Annotated in this window: 19 protein-coding genes; 9 read left to right on the top strand and 10 right to left on the bottom strand. The window is 63.3% G+C overall.

What is annotated here, in order from left to right:
• Positions 1–86 precede the first annotated feature (86 nt).
• Entirely contained in the window at positions 87–1,151 is a 1,065-nt protein-coding gene (locus EP007_RS05520) for a S66 peptidase family protein (RefSeq protein WP_128476697.1), read from the top strand.
• Between the two features lie 15 nt (positions 1,152–1,166).
• On the opposite strand, the gene EP007_RS05515 is transcribed toward EP007_RS05520, so the two are convergent.
• Positions 1,167–1,628: a type II toxin-antitoxin system VapC family toxin gene (locus EP007_RS05515; RefSeq protein WP_128476696.1), complete on the bottom strand. Its 462-nt coding sequence runs from the start codon at positions 1,626–1,628 to the stop codon at positions 1,167–1,169.
• A complete protein-coding gene (locus EP007_RS05510) occupies positions 1,621–1,917 on the bottom strand; it encodes an AbrB/MazE/SpoVT family DNA-binding domain-containing protein (RefSeq protein ID WP_128476695.1) in 297 nt (98 codons plus the stop codon). The genes EP007_RS05515 and EP007_RS05510 overlap by 8 nt, the downstream gene beginning before the upstream one ends.
• Positions 1,918–2,032: 115 nt before the next feature.
• Here EP007_RS05510 and EP007_RS05505 point away from each other — a divergent pair, with 115 nt between their 5' ends.
• Positions 2,033–3,229: an MFS transporter gene (locus EP007_RS05505; RefSeq protein WP_128476694.1), complete on the top strand. Its 1,197-nt coding sequence runs from the start codon at positions 2,033–2,035 to the stop codon at positions 3,227–3,229.
• Between the two features lie 180 nt (positions 3,230–3,409).
• Here EP007_RS05505 and EP007_RS05500 read toward each other — a convergent pair whose 3' ends face one another.
• Positions 3,410–4,051, bottom strand: a complete 642-nt coding sequence (locus EP007_RS05500; protein ID WP_128476693.1) for a hypothetical protein — start codon at positions 4,049–4,051, stop codon at positions 3,410–3,412.
• Positions 4,052–4,159: 108 nt separating this feature from the next.
• Positions 4,160–5,347: a pyridoxal-phosphate-dependent aminotransferase family protein gene (locus EP007_RS05495; protein WP_128476692.1), complete on the bottom strand. Its 1,188-nt coding sequence runs from the start codon at positions 5,345–5,347 to the stop codon at positions 4,160–4,162.
• 191 nt (positions 5,348–5,538) lie between these two features.
• Here EP007_RS05495 and EP007_RS05490 point away from each other — a divergent pair, with 191 nt between their 5' ends.
• Positions 5,539–5,775, top strand: a complete 237-nt coding sequence (locus EP007_RS05490; protein WP_128476691.1) for a PRC-barrel domain containing protein — start codon at positions 5,539–5,541, stop codon at positions 5,773–5,775.
• 83 nt (positions 5,776–5,858) lie between these two features.
• Here EP007_RS05490 and EP007_RS05485 read toward each other — a convergent pair whose 3' ends face one another.
• Positions 5,859–6,638, bottom strand: a complete 780-nt coding sequence (locus EP007_RS05485) for a hypothetical protein (protein ID WP_208023556.1) — start codon at positions 6,636–6,638, stop codon at positions 5,859–5,861.
• Positions 6,639–6,827: 189 nt separating this feature from the next.
• Between EP007_RS05485 and ligA the strand changes: the two genes are divergently transcribed.
• Complete coding sequence (gene ligA / locus EP007_RS05480) at positions 6,828–8,912, top strand: NAD-dependent DNA ligase LigA (RefSeq protein ID WP_128476690.1); 2,085 nt, start codon at positions 6,828–6,830, stop codon at positions 8,910–8,912.
• On the opposite strand, the gene EP007_RS05475 is transcribed toward ligA, so the two are convergent.
• The 4 genes from EP007_RS05475 to EP007_RS05460 all read right to left on the bottom strand — a co-directional run bounded on the left by EP007_RS05475 (position 8,909) and on the right by EP007_RS05460 (position 11,907).
• Entirely contained in the window at positions 8,909–9,406 is a 498-nt protein-coding gene (locus tag EP007_RS05475; RefSeq protein WP_128476689.1) for a hypothetical protein, read from the bottom strand. The genes ligA and EP007_RS05475 overlap by 4 nt on opposite strands.
• A complete protein-coding gene (locus tag EP007_RS05470) occupies positions 9,399–10,028 on the bottom strand; it encodes a winged helix-turn-helix domain-containing protein (RefSeq protein ID WP_166035450.1) in 630 nt (209 codons plus the stop codon). The genes EP007_RS05475 and EP007_RS05470 overlap by 8 nt, the downstream gene beginning before the upstream one ends.
• A 71-nt stretch (positions 10,029–10,099) precedes the next feature.
• A complete protein-coding gene (locus EP007_RS05465; RefSeq protein ID WP_128476687.1) occupies positions 10,100–10,984 on the bottom strand; it encodes an ABC transporter permease subunit in 885 nt (294 codons plus the stop codon).
• Positions 10,981–11,907 (bottom strand): ABC transporter ATP-binding protein, encoded by a 927-nt coding sequence (locus EP007_RS05460; RefSeq protein WP_128476686.1) that lies wholly within the window; start codon positions 11,905–11,907, stop codon positions 10,981–10,983. Before EP007_RS05460 ends, EP007_RS05465 begins: the two co-directional genes overlap by 4 nt.
• A gap of 155 nt (positions 11,908–12,062) precedes the next feature.
• On the opposite strand from EP007_RS05460, the gene EP007_RS05455 reads away from it, so the two are divergent.
• Positions 12,063–12,998, top strand: coding sequence for a lamin tail domain-containing protein (locus tag EP007_RS05455; RefSeq protein WP_243700450.1), 936 nt, complete (start codon positions 12,063–12,065; stop codon positions 12,996–12,998).
• A 68-nt stretch (positions 12,999–13,066) separates the two neighbouring features.
• Here the strand turns inward: EP007_RS05455 and EP007_RS05450 are convergent, their stop codons facing one another.
• Positions 13,067–13,327: a hypothetical protein gene (locus tag EP007_RS05450; protein WP_128476685.1), complete on the bottom strand. Its 261-nt coding sequence runs from the start codon at positions 13,325–13,327 to the stop codon at positions 13,067–13,069.
• Positions 13,328–13,462: 135 nt separating this feature from the next.
• Here EP007_RS05450 and EP007_RS05445 point away from each other — a divergent pair, with 135 nt between their 5' ends.
• The 4 genes from EP007_RS05445 to EP007_RS05430 all read left to right on the top strand — a co-directional run bounded on the left by EP007_RS05445 (position 13,463) and on the right by EP007_RS05430 (position 17,909).
• Positions 13,463–14,149 (top strand): hypothetical protein, encoded by a 687-nt coding sequence (locus EP007_RS05445; protein ID WP_243700449.1) that lies wholly within the window; start codon positions 13,463–13,465, stop codon positions 14,147–14,149.
• Between the two features lie 9 nt (positions 14,150–14,158).
• Positions 14,159–16,036, top strand: coding sequence for an excinuclease ABC subunit C (locus EP007_RS05440; RefSeq protein ID WP_128476684.1), 1,878 nt, complete (start codon positions 14,159–14,161; stop codon positions 16,034–16,036).
• Between the two features lie 95 nt (positions 16,037–16,131).
• Positions 16,132–17,109: an ABC transporter ATP-binding protein gene (locus EP007_RS05435; RefSeq protein ID WP_166035448.1), complete on the top strand. Its 978-nt coding sequence runs from the start codon at positions 16,132–16,134 to the stop codon at positions 17,107–17,109.
• The gene (locus EP007_RS05430) at positions 17,106–17,909 is read left to right on the top strand and encodes an ABC transporter permease subunit (protein ID WP_128476682.1); all 804 of its coding nucleotides are present in this window, start codon (positions 17,106–17,108) and stop codon (positions 17,907–17,909) included. The genes EP007_RS05435 and EP007_RS05430 overlap by 4 nt, the downstream gene beginning before the upstream one ends.
• Positions 17,910–17,922: the final 13 nt, after the last annotated feature.

The raw sequence follows: 17,922 nt of genomic DNA, 5'->3' as shown, positions 1-17,922 counted from the left end.
GATTGTCATCAATGTGTGGTATTTGCCGTGGGAGTCGGTCGCGGGCCTCCGAAAACCATAGGAAACTCGTCACCGAACTATCGGCAATGAGCGAGTTCGTCGTTCCGCCTGCGCTCGAACGCGGCGACAAGGTGGCGGTCGTCGCGCCCGCGTCCAACCGCGCGACCGAGTACCCCCACGTCTACGAGTTAGGTCTCGAACGCCTCCGGGAGGTCTTCGACCTCGAACCGGTCGAGTTCCCTACCGCGACGAAGGACAGCGAGTATCTCTACGACCATCCCGCGGAGCGCGCCCGCGACGTGATGGACGCCTTCGCCGACCCCGACATCTCCGGGGTTGTCACGACGCTCGGCGGGTTCGACCAGATTCGAATATTGAAGCATCTCGACCCCGAAGTCCTGCGAGCGAACCCGACCAGATTCTACGGCATCAGCGACAACACAAATCTCGCGTGCTACCTCTGGAACCTCGGCATCGTCTCCTTTTACGGCGGGACGGTGATGACCGACCTCGCCATGCAGGGGTCGATGCACGACTACACGGTCGAACACCTCGAAACCGCCTTCTTCGGCGACGACCTCGACGCCTTCGGCGAGATTCGCGCGGCCGAGGAGTTCACCGACGACGATTTGGACTGGGGCGACCCCGAGAATCTGGACCGCCACCGCGAGATGGAACCGAATCCGGGGTGGACCTTTCGCGGGCCGGAGACCGCGGTTTCGGGGCGAACGTGGGGCGGGTGTCTCGGCACGCTTGACATGCAGTTGCGAACCGGGCGCTACCTCCCCGCGCCCGAGGACGTGGCGGGTCGAATCCTCCTGCTGGAAACGTCCGAGGAGCTACCCTCCGCGATGGACGTTCGGGAGGTCCTGATAGGGATGGGCGAGCGCGGCCTGCTCGACCGCTTCGCGGGCGTCCTCGTCGGTCGCCCGAAGGCTCGCAACCCCTTCGAGGACCCCGGTCCGAAGGACCGCGCCGACTACCGCGAGAATCAGCGTGAGGCCATCGCCGAGGTGGTGGCGGAGTACAATCCGGACGCGCCGGTCGTCTTCGGCGTGGACTTCGGCCACACCGCGCCGGTCGTTCCGATGCCGGTCGGCGGGCGCGTCGAAATCGACCCCGTAGGTGAGACAATCAGAATCGGCGAATGAGGAGGAGTGTCGCGCTCAGTAGTCGAGATACTCGTTCAGCGTCTCGAACTCCGCACGCGAGAGGACGACTTCCGTCGAGACGCCGTCGATACGGCGGAAGTCGTCGTCGATAGTCAGTATCGTTTCGACGCCCTCTTCGACTGCGACCTGTGCGTAGTAGCCGTCCCATCCCTCGACGTTGTTCTCGCTGGCGCGCTCGAACCCCGTTCGGACAGTCTCCTCGCGGGTTTCGTCGTGCCAGTGGACTCGCTTGGCGTCCATGAACCGTTGCATCAGTCCGGATGCGTCCTCGTTGGAAAACCCGTAAACCGAGGTGAGGACGTGGTGTGCGCCGACGAGCGACGGATACGGAACGACGGCGTCTATCTCTCCGGCGATAGCCCGCTTAACGTAGGAAAGCGGGGTGTCGCTGACGGGCGTTCCGGCGTGCGCGAGCGCGGTGACGCCGACATCGAACAGATAGGGTCCCTCACTCATCGCTCCGATCCCGTTTCGCCCGAGCGTCGCCCGCCTGCCGTCGGACAGTTTCGACGTGGTCGCGGGCCGCACCTTCCAAGTCGCTCCGGGACGTTCGCTCGCGGCGCGAGGCCGCCTGTCCGATTCTACGTTCAAGGTCCTGGACGATCTCCTCGGCGCGTTCTTCGGGTTCGACGACGGCGCGCCCGCCCTCCTCGCGCACGTCCACCTCGGTTCCGGGGGCGAGTCCGAGTCGCTCCCGGAGGTCCTTCGGGAGGACGATACGGCCTTTAGAGTCTACCTTCGCCATACTCCCACTATCGGTGGGAAAAGAATAAGCGTTTCGCGGAATACATCCTCCGAGCGAGGCTCGACTCCGAATCACGGCTTACAAGGCGACCCACTCCCCATTTCCGACCGTTCCCGTGACATCGACCAGACGCGACCGACTCCGACTCGCGGCCGTCGTGTTCGCCGTCCTGCTCGCGCAGGTACTGCTCTACCCCGGCGTCCCGGACCTCGTGGCGGCGGTCGGCGCGACCACGGCGCTCGACGCGAGCATGTGGTTCCTCGCCGCCGAGTTCGCGGCGTTCGTCACCTTCGCGGGCGTGTGGGGCGCGGTCAGCGACCGAATCGGCCGCCGGACGCCGCTCGTCGTCGCGGGCGCGCTCGGCGGTGCGGTCGGTTACTTCGCGCTCGCGCTCCTGCCCGGCGCGCTCTCGCTGTCGTTCGGCGAGGTGCTGGCGCTCCGGGCCGTGCAGGGTGCGACCACCATCGGCGCGTTCTCGCTGGCGATGACGATGCTGATGGACTTGGCGGGCGGCCACGGCAAGAACATGGGCGCGGCGGGCATCGCCATCGGTCTCGGCACCGCTGTCGGCGCACCGCTCGGCGGGCGACTCTACGGCGTGGGCGCGCTCGTTCCGCTCTACGTCGCCGGAGTGCTGTTGGTCGTCGCCGGACTGGTCGCGCTCACGATACCCGACCGCGCACCCTCCGACGACGGAGAAGGGCGACTCAGCCGTGCTGTCGCCACGCTGACCGAGCGCCCGGTGCTGGGTCTCCCCTACGTCTTCGGATTCGTGGACCGACTCACCGCCGGGTTCTTCGCGCTGGTCGGCACGGTTTACTTCCGGGAGGCGTTCGGTCTCGACGCCGCCGCGACGGGCCTGATGCTCGGTCTGTTCTTCGCGCCGTTCGCACTCCTCCAGTACCCCTTCGGCGTCCTCTCGGACCGCATCGGCCGGACAACGCCAATCGTCGCAGGGTCGGCGCTCTACGGGTTCGCCGTCCTCGCGGTCGGACTCGCGCCCACGGTCCCGACCGCCGCGGTGGCGATGGTCGTCGTGGGCGTCATCGGCGCGCTGATGGCTCCGGCGACGATGGCGCTCGTCACCGACCTCGCTTCCGACGCCGGACGGGGCACCGCGATGGCGGGGTTCAACATTTTCGGGAGCATGGGCTTTCTCGCGGGCATCCTCGTCGGCGGGACCGTGGCCGACGAGTTCGGGTTCCTCGCGGCGTTCCTGACGGCGGGTGCGATGGAAATCGCCGTCGCCGCGGTGTCGATTCCGACGTTCCTCCGCATCGACCCCGAAAGCGCGAGTACGTTCGGGGGGTAGTCTTTATGTTATATAATCAATAGCAGGATGGCTAGCGCGTAAGATGCACAACCCGGCCGTTCGGCAATACTTAAGGCCAAGTTTTACTAAGCAGAGCCATCTGGTAAATCAAGCTGATTAGCAAGATATTTCGGAGAGAAAAGCAACTGATACTTGGCAATGGATTTGTAGTCAACTCTCTTATTCTGATGTCTTGTCACTTTTGTTCTCCAAATCTTTCTTTTTGCCTTCATCTTGGTCTTCTAATTGTTCATTGATGGGCTTCTCTGTCTCAGTTTGTAAGTCAGAAATGAAGAGTCGAATTGAAGTTCGCTTTTTTCGTAGATTTCGGATTATTTGTTTGCCGCTAGCTTGTTCCCCGAAGATATGCCATGTTGCGACGAAAGTAATTCCAAGAAGGGCTAAAAGAGCATAAATTGACGTTTCGGCATTCATTGGACCGCCGATTTTCTGTATTGCTTCGATGATTCCTACGGTGACTAACGCCCAAGTAAGAAATGCGACGGAAAAGTTTGTTTCCAATTGGCGGCTGTTAAGCTCTCTTTCGTGAGCTACGTCGAATCCTTTCTTTGTAAGTTCAATTTCTTCTGTTATGGGAGTATCGAATCTGGTTCCCGCCTTGCAATTTTCCCATTCCGTAGTTTGGTAATCTATCAGGTCATGACTATCAAGGAAACTGAGTGCTTCTTTGACCTCCGATTTCGTTAGGCCTGTATTTTGGATGAGGGGGTTACTGTATTGGATTTCGTCCGGTGAATGAGTGATTGAGTTTGTATTCGAGTATATCTCTTGAAGCACTAATGCCCAATTCGGCTTATCCATAACCTTATATTAAATAAACACTGACAAATATCTTGTGAGTTGTCCTATTTATCCAAGAGATTGTAGAATGTTTGATATAGTCTATAACTCGGCAGAGTGGCTTGCGACCTACCGCAAAACCTCGCGCGCCGCCTCGACGCCCGCCTCGCGGTCAACGTCCTCACCGGTCTCCTCGAACGCTTCCCCAATCGTCCGCACGCCCCGCAGAATCTGCTCGCTGGAGAGACCGCCCATGTTGCTCACCCGGAAGATGTCGCCGCCGAGGTGGGCCTGTCCGCCCGAGATGGAGACACCGCGCTCCTCGATTGCGTCGAAGAATGCCTCGGGGTTCTCGCGGGTGTGGGCCGGGAGCGACACCGCGGTGAGGGTGTTCGAGTACCCCGTCGCGTCGTTGCGCTCGGCGAAGAGGTCCAGACCCATCGCGGTGAACGCCTCGCGGAAGGCCGCCGACTGCTCGCGGTGGCGCTCGATTCGCTCGGGCATTCCCTCCGCGACGATGTCTTCGGCGGCGACCGCGAGACCGCGGAACAGCGGGACCGCGCTGGTGAACGGCGTCTGGTGGGAGTCGGCCTTCCGGAGGTGCCAGTCCAAGTCCTCGTAGAACGGCGCGGCGTCGCCGTCAAACTTCTCTTGGGCGGCCTCGGTGGCGTACATCGCGGAGGTCCCCGGCGGTGCCGCCAGACACTTCTGGGCGTCGGTGACTGCCACGTCCACGTTCCAGTCGTCGATGCAAAACTCGTCGCCGCCGATGGAGGTCACGCCGTCCACGACGAAGGTGGCGTCGTGTTCCGCGGCGATTTCGCCGACCTCCTCGACCGGGTTCAGCAGGCCCGTGCTGGTCTCGTTGTGGACCATCGTCACCACGTCGGTGTCGTCGTCCACGGTCTCTCGAACCGCGTCGAGATCGATGGAGTGGCCCCACGTCGCTTCCACGGACTCGACGGAGGCGTATCGGTCGGCGATGCGCTTGAAGCGCCGCCCGAACTTGCCGTTGACCAGCGGGACGACTTTGCCGCCATCGCCGCGTCCACTGAGACCGCCGACCAGATTCGCCACCGCGGCCTCCATCGCCATCGTCGCCGTGCCGTTGAAGACAAGGGTCGTCCCGTCGCTCGCGGTCGTCTCGCCATCGAGCGTCGAGTGGGTGAATACGTGGTCGAGCGCATCTTGGGCGCGCTCGTAGACCGCCTCGAACTCAGCGGAGCGGTGGGAAACCATCGGTTCGCTCATCGCCTGCCGTACCTCGCGGGTCACGGGAACCGGTCCCGGATTCAGGAGGAGAAAGTCCTCGCGCATGTGTGCATCCTCGCACGGATTCGGCTTAAGTACGCGGGGTTCTCGCAATACCCGCCAACTCCGCAGACGACGCCGGAGTCAGGGCGTGAGACCGGCGAGACGACGCCGAGCGCGGACCGCCAGACTCGCGGACGAACGTGACAGTCGGGGGCCACAGTAGTCATTACCCGCTTCGTGGTACCACCGTTGCTATGGCACAGTTCAGCGACAGCGACGAGGGTAAGCCCGTGACGATGGGCGACGAGAAGGTCGGGATGATTGCCGAGGTCGAACACGGCACCGCCTACGTGGACCCCGATGCCGGAATCACGGACAGAATCAAGGCCACGCTCGACTGGGGCGACCGCGACGAGGACACGTATCCGCTTGACGAGAGCCGAGTAGACGCCATTACCGACGACGAGGTCCGACTCCGAAGCGAGATGTAGCGCAGATTCGCGTTCGTCCGTCGTTTCTTTTCGACTGGCTCGGTTACTTCAAGACCCGTTCGGCTACTCTACGACCGGTTCGGCTACTCCACGACCCGCTCGGCCACGCGGTCGAGGTGGTCCAGACCGACGATTGCGACGGTCTCGCCGCGCTCGCACAGTGCCCGCAGTTCGTCGGCCATGCACTCCTCGCGGGTCTCGTCGCGGAGTCGAACAGGCCGCGGCGGGTCGAACGCCCGGAGGAGCGACCGGGAGCGCCGGGCCTGCGCGCGTTCGTCGCGGGCCTGCACCGCGGGCGGGTCCGACCGCGAGCAGTCGTGGTCCACGGGGGCGTCCACCTCGACGCGGAGCGCGGTCCGGTCGGCGACGGCCGCCGCGAGTCGGCAGGTCAGCGCGTGGCGCGTGACGGACGTGACGCCGGAGGCGACTCGCCGGAGCGTCCCGAGCGACGCGCCCGCCGCTCGGCAGTTCCGGATGAGTCGCGGGAAGAACTCAAGGGTCGGCGCGTCGATGCCGACGACTTCCGCGCCGATGTCGCTGGCGGCTTGGGCCGCGGCGCTCATCTCGCCGCCGAACGTCGGCGGCGTCTGCGAGTCGCGGGCGTAGGTCTCGTAGAGAGGCACCGCCAGCGGCGGCGATTCGAGCGCGACCACCGCGGGGTCGCGCTCTCGGACGACCGCCCGAGCGCGGTGGACGCTCGCTGGATGGTCGTGGACGACGCCGACGAGAGTCACGTCGCCCTCGGAGTCTGAGACGGTTCGGACGTACTCGTCGCTCATACGGGGGTCGTCGCTGGCGGGTTCGTGCTTCGGTTCTTCGGAGTGGTCGGAGTCCGATTCGAGGGAGTCGTTCGGAGAGGGCATCGACCTTGCGAGGAGATTTCACTACCCCCTGATAGTCCTTCGTATTTCTCCGAGAAGCAGTGGTTTAGCTTGAATGTCTAGATTCCCAGCCCGTAACGCCGACGTTTTAGCCACTTAGGCCGCGCTTGCCGTCGCTCTGGCGCGTCGGGAGACCGGACTTTTTACCGGCGAGGAGACAAACCCTCGCCAATGACCACCGCGAGCGCGGACGAGAATCCCTACGTCGAGGACCCGGAGACCGACTTTCGGCCCGTTGCAGAGTTGAGCGAGACCAAGGCCGACGCGCAGGCCGAGCAGTTGCGCGAGGCCATTCGCCTCCACGACTATCGCTACTACGTCGAGAACGACCCGGTAATCGCCGACCGGACGTACGACGCCCTGTTCACACGGTTGCAGGACCTCGAAGAGACCTTCGACCTCCGGACCCCGGACAGTCCGACCCGGCGCGTCGGCGGCGAACCGCTGGACGAACTCGGCACGGTCGAACACGCCGAACCGATGCTTTCCATCGACTCGGGCGGCGACGCCGAGGACGTGCGCGAGTTCGACGAGCGCGTCCGGCGGGAAGTCGGCGACGACAGCGTTCGATACGTCTGCGAACCCAAGTTCGACGGTCTCTCAGTCGAAGTCGTCTACGAGGACGGCGAGTACGTTCAGGCCGCCACGCGCGGCGACGGCTACACCGGCGAGGACGTGACCGAGAACGTCCGGACAATCGCCAGCGTGCCCCAGCGACTCCGGGGTGACTACCCCGACCGACTGGTCCTGCGGGGCGAGGTCCACATTCCCGAAGAGGCCTTCCGGAGGCTCAACCGCGAGCGCGTCGAACGCGGCGAGGAACCCTTCGCCAACCCCCGGAACGCCGCGGCGGGCACCCTCCGCCAACTGGACCCCGCCGTGACCGCCGGACGACCGCTGGACTGCTTTTTCTTCGACGTGTTAGACTCGTCGTACGACTTCGAGACCCACTGGGAACAGCACGAGACTCTGCCCGACTGGGGCCTGAAGGTCAACGACCGCTCGGAGCGCACCGACGACGTGGAAGAGGTCATCGCGTATCGGAACCGCCTGATGGACGACCGGCCCGACTTGGACTACGAGATAGACGGTGTCGTCGTTAAAGTAGACGACCTCGCCACCTGCGCCGAGTTGGGCACTACGGAGCGACACTACCGGTGGGCGTTCGCCTACAAGTTCCCTGCACGCTCGGAGGTTACGACCATCACGGACATCACGGTGCAGGTCGGTCGAACCGGCCGCTTGACGCCCGTCGCGCTTCTCGAACCCGTGGACGTGGGCGGCGTTACCGTCTCGCGCGCCAGCCTCCACAACCCCGAGGAAATCGCCGAGATGAACGTCAACGTCGGCGACGAGGTGGACGTGGAGCGCGCGGGCGACGTGATTCCCTACGTCGCCGAGGTGGTCGAGAAGGGTTCGGAGGGCCACTACGAGTTCCCCGACCACTGCCCGGTCTGCGACAGCGCGGTGGAGTTCGACGGTCCGATGGCCTACTGCACCGGCGGATTGGCCTGCGTCGCGCAACTCCGGCGCGCGGTCGAATACTACGCCAGCGACGACGGACTCGACATCGAAGGTCTCGGCGGCGAGCGCGCCGACCAGCTTATCGACGCCGGACTAATCGGTGACAGCCTCGCGGACCTCTACCGTATCGAGAGAGCGGACTTACTCGACCTCGACGGCTGGGGCGAGACCAGCGCCGAGAATCTGCTCACAGAGCTGGCGGCCTCGAAACACCCGCAACTCCGCGAGTTCCTCTCGGCCATCGGCATCCCGAAGGTAGGTCCGGCGACGGCGGCGGACCTCGCCCGCGCGTTCGGCGACATCGACGCCGTTCGGACCGCGACCCGCGAGGAGTTGGAGACCATCGACGGCATCGGCCCAAAGGTCGCCGACCAAATCGCGGAGTTCTTCGAGTCCGAGCAAAACGAACGGGTCATCGAGGACCTGCTCGACGCCGTCGGCCCGCTCGAAACTCCGAGCGAGACCGAGACTGGCGACGAGTTGGCAGGCCTAACCTTCGTGTTCACCGGGTCCCTGTCGGGGTACACGCGGAGCGACGCGCAGGAACTGGTCGAGAGCCACGGCGCGAACGCGACGGGAAGCGTCTCGGGCAACACGGACTACCTCGTCGCTGGCGAGCGTCCGGGGCAGACGAAACTGGACGACGCCGAGGACGAAGACGTGACGGTGTTAGACGGACGAGAGGCGTTCGAGGCGTTCTTAGAAGAGCGCGGCGTTCGATACTTAGATTAGGGCGGGTCCGCGAGCGCGTTCAGTTTCTCCGGGTCTCCCGTGGTCGCCGCGGTGTGCCAGCACTTGATGACTGCGAGCGTCACCCGCGTCACGTCCTCGTGACGGATACACGATTTCCGATGGGCGTCGAGGTCGTCGGGCGGATGAAAGTGCTTGTCTGGGACGCCAGCACGTCGCTCCCACCCGAACCGGAACTGGAGACCGTCGTCCGTTTGGTCCGCGTCACGTCCGTCGGTGTTCCGGCGCTCCTCGCCGTCCGGGTCTCTCTCCACGTAGTGGTACTTGTACCCGTGTCCGGTCCACCACGTTACGTCGAACCGCCCTTCGTCTGCGAGGATGCCCGACCAGAGTCGAACGCGAAGTTCTTTCGGACCGACGTGGTACTCCGGGACCCACTCGACGGACTTCACGAGTCCGCCGAGTCTATCGCGGAACGTCGCCTCGACGGTTTCGAGTTTGCTCCGGGAGACGGTCCCTTTCTCGCCGCTACGCATGGTTCGACCGGTCGCGTCGCCCCGCGGTCGCGTCAGCGTCGGCGAGGTAGTCGGCCATCGACTGGGCCGCCTGCAGACGTTTCAGGTCCGCTTTGAGCGTCCGCCACGTCGCCAAGTCGTCCCACCCCTCGCCGTCGTCCGAGTCGAGGGATTCCGCGAGGTCGTTGGGCGTGTCGGCGTCGTACCGCTGGCGCAACTCGGCGATTCGCTCTTTGGCCTGCCGGACCTTCGCATCGAGGTCGGCGGCCGACTGTCGCTCCGCGAGGTCGGCGACTCGATTCACCCGCCGCTGAGTCTCGCTCCACGCGTATCGAGTCGCACGTCCGTCGTCGCGCTCCTCGACAAGTCCGGCCTCGACGAGCGGTTCGACGTGCTTGCGCACCGTCGGTTTCGTCGTCGCGGCGGCGTCCGCGACCTCGGCCGTCGTCTTCGGTTCGTACGTGTTTTCGAGGACGGTGTGGATGCGCTGGAACGCCGTGTTCGAGGCTTTCCACTCGGCGGTCACTGCCTCGTTGAGGTCGTCGGGAACGTTACCGGACAGTGCTTCCGACTCGAAGGGTTCTACGTCGGCGACCGACGGCGGCCGGTCGGAGTCGCCGCGGTCAGACTCATCGTTAGACACGTTCGTACGGACGGCATCGAGAAAGTAATATTTTGGGTCGCAAATATATTTTTGCTGTCGAGGCGTTCCGCTCAGAGGTCGGCTTTCTCGAACACCAGATAGCCGATTGCGACCGGGACGAGCAACCAGAGGAGGAACTGAGCCAGCACGACACCGTCCGAGAGGTAGAACGGTACGTCGCCGAGTCGCTGGGTGATGACCTGCTGTTGCATCCGACCGGCACCGTAGAGACGCGCGGCGAGGACGCTATCGGTGTAGAGTCCGGTGACGAGCGTTTCGTAGGCCCGGACAGGGTTGAGGAACTTGACGAACAGGCCGTACTTGACCAGCGTCATCTGCTCCCAGCCGAGACCGAGTTTGTCGTTGAACACGACGAGAACGCGCCGGACTTGCGTCCAGAGCGCGGTGAGGACGACGTACGTCCCGACAGTTCCGAGCATCGCGCGGGGGTTCGTGGACGCCGCCGCCGAGAACCCGACCGCGATGGTAATGAACACGACGCCGAGCAGAAGCGTCAGTCCGATGAACGCGAGGTAGTTCAGCGGCCCTACCTCGATACCGTAGACGACGAGAACGACCGCCGCGAGGAGCATGGCGATGAGCGTCGGAAGCGCGAAGACGCTACTTCGGCCAGCGGTCTTTCCGGCGACGACATCCTTTCGGGAGTGTGGAAGCGAGAGCAGCAACTTCAGCGACCCCGACTCGCGCTCGCCGATAATGGAACTGTAGGCCACGACGATTGCGACGAGCGGGACCACGAGCGCGACGATGCGAGTTCCGAGCGTCGGGACGAACACTCCGGCGGTGAGCGGTCCGTCGCCGTTCGATTCGACGCCTGACCCGATAAGGTAGGCGCTGCCGACGAACAGACCGAAGAAGATGGCTGACAGACCCCACAACCACTTCGAGCGCACCGCGTCGCGGAAGTCTTTCCGGGCGATGGCCTGCCACGTCATGCTTCGACCTCCTGTTTGTCGGTGGTGTAGTCCATGAACAGTTCCTCTAGCGAGGCCTCGTCGGTCTCGAAGTCGATCACATCGACGCCCGCCTCCTCCAGCGTCGAGAGGACGGTCGTCTTCACGTCACTCTCGCAGGAGACGGTCAGGCGGTCGCCGCTCTCGTTGCGCTCGATTTCCGAGACGCCCTCAAGGTCACGCACGCTCTCGATGGCGTCCGCGGAGGTGTCGCCGACCGTGATTCGGAGGACGGTGTCGGCGCTGGTCGCGTCGCGCAGGCCCTCGATGGAGTCCTCGGCGACTAACTGGCCGTCCCGGAGAATACCCACGCGGTCACAGACGGATTCGACCTGTCCGAGGATGTGGCTGGAGAAAAAGACCGTTGCGCCGCGGTCGGCCTCCTCGCGCACGATGTCGCGCATCTGGCGCGCGCCCTGCGGGTCGAGTCCGGTGGAGGGTTCGTCGAGGACGAGCAGGTCGGGTTCACCGACCAGCGCCATCCCGAGGACGAGACGCTGGGCCATCCCCTTCGAGTAGCCACCGGCCTTCCGGTCGCCGTCGCCCGACAGGCCCACGCGGTCGAGGATTGCGTCGGGGTCGTCGTCGGCGTCTTTCGACTCGATGGCGAACTCAAGGTGCTGTCTGCCGGTCAATCGGTCGTACACCGAGAACCCCTCGGGGAGGACGCCGAGGTGTTCCCGGACGGCGACGCTCTCGTCGTGAACGTCGCGCCCGAGGACGCGAATGTCGCCCTCGGTCGGGCGAACGAAGTCCAACAGCATGTTGATAGTGGTGGACTTGCCCGCGCCGTTCGGGCCGAGGAAGCCGAACACCTCGCCCGATTCGACCTCGAAGGAGAGGTCGCGGACGGCGACTACGTCGCCGTACCGCTTTGTTACTCCGTCAATTTCGATAGCGGCCATAGGCGCGCCTTCTGCCCTCTCCCACGTAAACCCTTGTCTTATCATGTTGACTGAGTCCGAGATTGGTCGTCCGACATCGTGAGAAAAATACGCAAACGTATGGGAACCATATTTTATTAGAAGAATTTTTACGATAAAAACTATTTCTGGCGAGTGTGCGACGAAAACAGTTCCTATCGGTAATCATGGCGGTGGCGCTCGTCGGAAGTATGGCTGCTGTTGGAGGCGCAGCGGTCGCTCCGACCACCGAAGACGTATCGGCGAGTAGCATCAGCGGCTCCGTGACTGTCACGGTCACGAGCGCGGCAGACGGCGACACGGTGGATGTCGAGTACGAGAACGGGACCACCGAAACGGTCCGACTGCTCGGCGTTGACACGCCCGAAGTCAACGTCGAGAACTCGCCCTCCGAGTTCGAGGGCGTCCCGGACACCCAAGAAGGCTCAGACTGCCTCCGTAGCGCCGGAGAGAACGCCAGCCAGTTCACGAAAAACACCCTCGTCGGCGAGACGGTCACGCTGAAGTTCGACAGCGAGTCCGACCGTCGTGGCGGCTACGGTCGCCTGCTCGGCTACATCTACGTGAACGGCGAGAACTTCAACCTCGACCTCATCGAGAAGGGTCACGCTCGCGTCTACGACAGCACCTTCAGCCAGAGCGAGACGTTCTACAGCGCCGAGACCACGGCCCAGAACAACCTCGTCGGTCTCTGGGAGTGTACGACCCTCGACGGTGGTGACGGCGGTGACGGTGGCGACGGCGGCGACAGCGGTAGCGGCGCGGCCTCCATCGAGTGGGTCTACGCCGAAGCGAGCAGTCCGAACGACGAGCGCGTCCAGATCAAGAACACCGGAAGCGGTGAACTCGACATGACGGGGTACACGCTCGTTGACGAGTCCGGAAACAGTTACACCTTCCCGAGCGGGTTCACGCTCGCGTCCGGCGCGTCCGTCTGGGTCCACTCCGGTAGCGGCGCTAACGACTACGACGACCTGTACGCCGACTTCGGACACGAAGTCTGGAACGACTACGGCGACACGGCGTACCTCTACGACGAGAACGGCGACGAAGTTGACCGTCGCTCGTACTGAATCGCTTCGTTCGCGGTCTTTTTTGTTCGATTCGTCCGTTCGTTTCCGACTCCCGTGACGCCGACGGCTTAAATAGCCTCGTCGGGGTCGTGTTTCTCGGCCATGCGTGACGCCTCGCTGGCGTACTGCTCGCGGGTCTCGTCGTCGTCCACGTCGTCGAGCGATTCGGGGTCCGCGTCCACGGCCGCGGTCACGTCGATGTGGTTGAGCATGTTCATCGACCGCTGTTTCTGGAGGTAGCGTTCGCCGTCGGTGGTGGCGTACACCAGCGAAATCATGCCTTTGTCGGTGTACGTGCGCTCGACTAGCCAGAGTTGCTCGTCGTCCATGTCCGAACGTTCCTCGGGAGCGAGTTGAAACCTCCGGGTCGAACCGTCAGCCGTCGTCGCCCGCCGCTTCCGCCGAGGACGCCAGTAGCATTAAGACGGAAAGCGATGTACTGAGTCGTAAATGATGGATTACGGGTGGCAGGTCCGCCGGGGATACGGAGTACGAGGTATCGGTCGCAACCGTTCCGGTTCGGCGGCGACGACGCGATGACCGTGAGCCAGTCCCCACTCTCGCAGGCGACCGACGACCGCCTCTCCCAGATGCTCTTTCAGGGCGAGGAGGTCAAAGAGGAGTTCACCCTCGAAGGGGCCCGCGTCGCCGTCACGACCCATCGCGTCCTCGTGTTCACGCCCGACCGCGAGGGTCGGCGGTTCGACCACGCCGACCGACCGAACGTCATCGACGCCAGCGTCGAGACCACCGGAGCGGACTCCTACGTCGGATGGAGCGTCCGGGCGGCCATCTACGGCGCGGTGTTGTTCGGCGGCGGCGTCCTTCTCGAAACCAGCGGCATCCTCGACGGACTCGGTGGCACTCAGCCGCCACAGGACGCGCCGGGCGCCGACATCGCGCAACTCGTCTCTCTTCTGCCGAAGGCCTTCGACGCGCTCACCGCCGCGCTTCTGGTCGGCGGCGGCCTGCTCGTCGTCGTCGCGCTCGCGCTCGCCGGTCTCTACTTCAGTTCCCGCGAGCGAGAACTCGTCATCGAGCGCGCGGGCCAAGACCCGATGCGCGTGCCGGTCCGCGACGACGACGCCAAGGAGGTCGCCAGACGCCTCCGGACCGCGGTGGGAACAGGTTCAAAGCCGCGTAGCGACTAACCACGACCGATGGACGGGGACGCGGTACGAGAGCGCGCCGGGGAGTTACCACGTCAGCCCGGCGTGTATCAGTTTCAGGACGACGAGACGGTCCTCTACGTCGGCAAGGCCGTGGACATCCGGGACCGCGTGCGGTCGTACGTAGACCCTCGAAGCGAGCGCATCCGCCGGATGATCCAGCGCGCCGACAGCATCGACTACTCGGTCACGGACACCGAGACCCAAGCGCTCCTGCTGGAGGCCAACCTCATCAAGCGGTTTCAGCCGCGATACAACGTCCGCCTGAAAGACGACAAGTCCTACCCCCTCGTGCAACTCACCGACCACGAGTTCCCACGCATCGAAATTACCCGCGACCCGGACCCCGAGGCGCGCGCCCGGCGGACCGGCGGGGTCCGAGGCGACGGCGGCGCGAGTGCGGCCGGAGGTGGCGGGGGCGCGTCCGGCGGCGGCCCTCCCGTCTCCGCCCCGCGCGTGTTCGGTCCCTTCACGCGGAAGACGCAGGTCGAAGTCGTCGTCAAAGCGCTCAGGGAGACCTACGGCGTCCGTGGCTGTTCGGACCACAAGTACGGCAACCGCGACCGGCCCTGCCTCGACTACGACATCGGTCTCTGTACCGCGCCCTGCACCGACGAAATCGACCGCGAGTCCTACGTGGCCGACGTGGAGTCGGTCGTCCGCTTTTTCGAGGGCGAGACCGGCGTCCTCGCGGACCCGCTCCGCAGGCAGATGGAGGAGGCCGCCGCCAGTCGGGAGTTCGAACGGGCGGCCAACCTCCGGGACAAACTCGACGCCGTCGAGGGGTTCCACGGCGGCGCGGGCGAGGCGGTCGCCGACCCGAGCGACGAGCGCGCCGTGGACGTGCTGGGGGTCGCACTCGAAGGCGACTCGGCGACCGTCGCGCACCTCCACAGCGAGTCCGGACAACTCGTGGACCGCGAGCGCCACGCCGTGACGATTCCGGAGGGCGACGCCGACGACGCGGCCGCCGACACCCGCGCCGGGGCGGTCATCTCGGCGTTCGTCACGCAGTATTATACCGAACGCGACCTGCCCGACGCACTCCTGTTCTCGGACCGCCCGGACGACCGGGAAGTCCTGGGCTGGCTCGAAAACGAGGGCGTCGCCGCGCGCGTGCCGGGCGCTGGCCGAGAGGCGACGCTCGTGGACCTCGCGCTCAAGAACGCCCGGCGGGGCGCGAGCGAACCCGACGCCCTCGCCGCGCTCCGCGACGCGCTGGACCTCGACAGGGTGCCCCGGCGCATCGAGGGCTTCGACGTGAGCCACGCACAGGGCAAGCACGCCGTCGGAAGCGACGTTGCCTTCGAAGATGGTGCCGCCGACAAGTCGGGCTACCGCCGGAAGAAATTGGCCGATACGAACGACGACTACGCGAACATGTACGACCTCGTACGCTGGCGAGCAGACCGCGCCGTCGAGGCGAAACGTGCCGACGGGCACGCGCGCGACGACCGACCGGACCCTGACCTCCTGCTCATCGACGGCGGCGAGGGGCAACTCGGCGCGGCCCGCGAGGCCCTCGCGGACGCCGACTGGGACGTGCCCGCAGTCGCGCTCGCCAAGGACGAGGAAGTCGTGGTCACGCCAAGCGGGACCTACGACTGGCCGAGCGACGCCGACCACCTCCACGTCCTCCAGCGCGTCCGCGACGAGGCCCACCGCTTCGCGGTCCAATACCACAAGACCCTGCGCGACGACGTATCGACCGAACTTGACAACGTGCCCGGCATCGGCCCGAAGACCCGACAGAATTTGCTTCGGCGGTTCGGGAGCGTCGAGGGAATTCGAGAGGCGTCGGTCGCGGGGTTACAAGCGGTGGAGGGCGTGGGCGAGAAGACGGCCGAGACCATCGAGCGGCAGTTGTAAAAGGAGGATCCACGTTGTTGGGTATGTAGACTACTGCGGGTAAAAATTATATGTATATTAGACAAATTTATATCGCAGTGGGAAGAGATTGGATTGTGAACAAATCGAAGGCTATCGAGACGGAATCGTTGACGAAGCACTTTGGTTCGTTGACCGCTATAGAGAATATCAACTTTACAGTTCAGCGGGGTGAAGTGTTTGGTCTCCTCGGTCCGAACGGCGCGGGGAAATCCACGATTATTGATCTTGTCCTCGGACTGACAACTCCGAGTGAAGGTCGGGTACTCGTATTTGGCACTGATGTTGCATCTAACCCGCGGTCTGTCCGTAGTCATGTAGGAATTCTACCAGAGAATTATGGCGTGTACGAGGAAATGAGTGGACGAGAAAATCTTCGAGCAGTCCTACGTCTGAAGGATACAACGGACGACCTTGAGCACCTACGTGAGACCGTGGGCCTCGACAGTGAGGCGTTCGACCGGCCAGCGGGGAACTATTCTAAGGGAATGATGCAACGACTCGTCTTGGCAGCGGCACTTGCTGGCGAGCCAGATCTCCTGATTCTTGATGAGCCCACTTCGGGATTGGATCCAGAGGGAATTGCACTCGTCCGAGAACTCGTCCGGGAACGGGCCGACAATGGAACGACCGTATTCTTCTCTAGCCATCGACTTGACGAGGTTGAGAAAGTCTGTGACCGTGTCGGGATCGTCAACGACGGTCGCCTTCTCTCAGTAGCTGAGGTAGACCAATTGGCAGATCGAGAAAACAAAGTAGAGCGGATTCAGTTGTTTATTCAGGATTCACCGGACAAGGAACTGTTCACCCGATTAGAAACGAAAGACTCCGTCGCAGGAATCTGCGCAGATGGACAACGCTTAGCGGTAGACTGTGAGACCCCTGCTGTAAAAGCCGACGTGGTGGAAGTCGTCAACCGTTACTGTTCGGTCCGGGACTTTGAGGTAAATAGGACTGCACTAGAGGACGTATTCGACGCGACAGTTGAGCGTGATAGACCTGAGTCACGAACGGACGAAAACGTAGCAAGCGCCGCGGAGGGGAACGCCAGATGACTACCGTACGCACTTTTTGTCATGATTTATATATTGTCCGTCGAACCCTCCTCGGGAAAATCCTTGTCGGTCTGTCAATCGGAACTACCCTCGGTAGCATACTCGTCGGCTTTGCACTGTCGAATGGTTCATTAACCACCGATTTCCTCGTCTTTTCCATGTGGCTTGTCGTCGGAACGGTACTTCCACTCGGTGCTTTATTGACTTCAGCAGTGACCATCGCCGCTGACCGGGAGTCGGGACGACTAAGACTTCTCTTTGGAACGCCGATAACAAAGACAGACGTGTTCGTTGGGACGCTCTTGTCTCGGTTAGTGGTAGTCACGATTGCAGTAGTCGCCGGGTTTGCGCTTGCCGGAGTGACTCTTGGATTTCTCTCAATAGACTTGACTCGCAGCTCGTTCTGGAAAACTGCTGGTTTCACACTGTTGTTATGTATAGTATATAATTCATTTGGGACAACAATCTCGGCCATTTGTTCGACACGGTTGCGTGCCATCACAGCGGCACTCGTTTTTTACGTTGTATCATCAATTTGGCCACAAATAGTCAAGATAGTAGCTGGATCGGATGAGACACGCCTCGGGAAGCCGACCACTGCAGAGACGCTTACACATTTCCTTGGGACGCTGAGTCCGTTCGGTGCGTACAGTCAAGCCGTCACTCCGAGTCAAGCGATCTACGCTGAGACTGTGACGGGGTCACTTTTAGCGACGCCGACGATGCTGCTAATTCTGCTCACATGGGCAGTTCTCCCGATACCCTTAGGATACTGGTGGTTCGCCAGAACGGACGTATAAAATATACGTAATG

This window comes from Halorussus pelagicus (assembly GCF_004087835.1).
GTDB lineage: Archaea > Halobacteriota > Halobacteria > Halobacteriales > Haladaptataceae > Halorussus > Halorussus pelagicus.
Note: the sequence above shows the minus strand (reverse complement) of the source record. Positions and strands in the feature narration are given on the sequence as shown.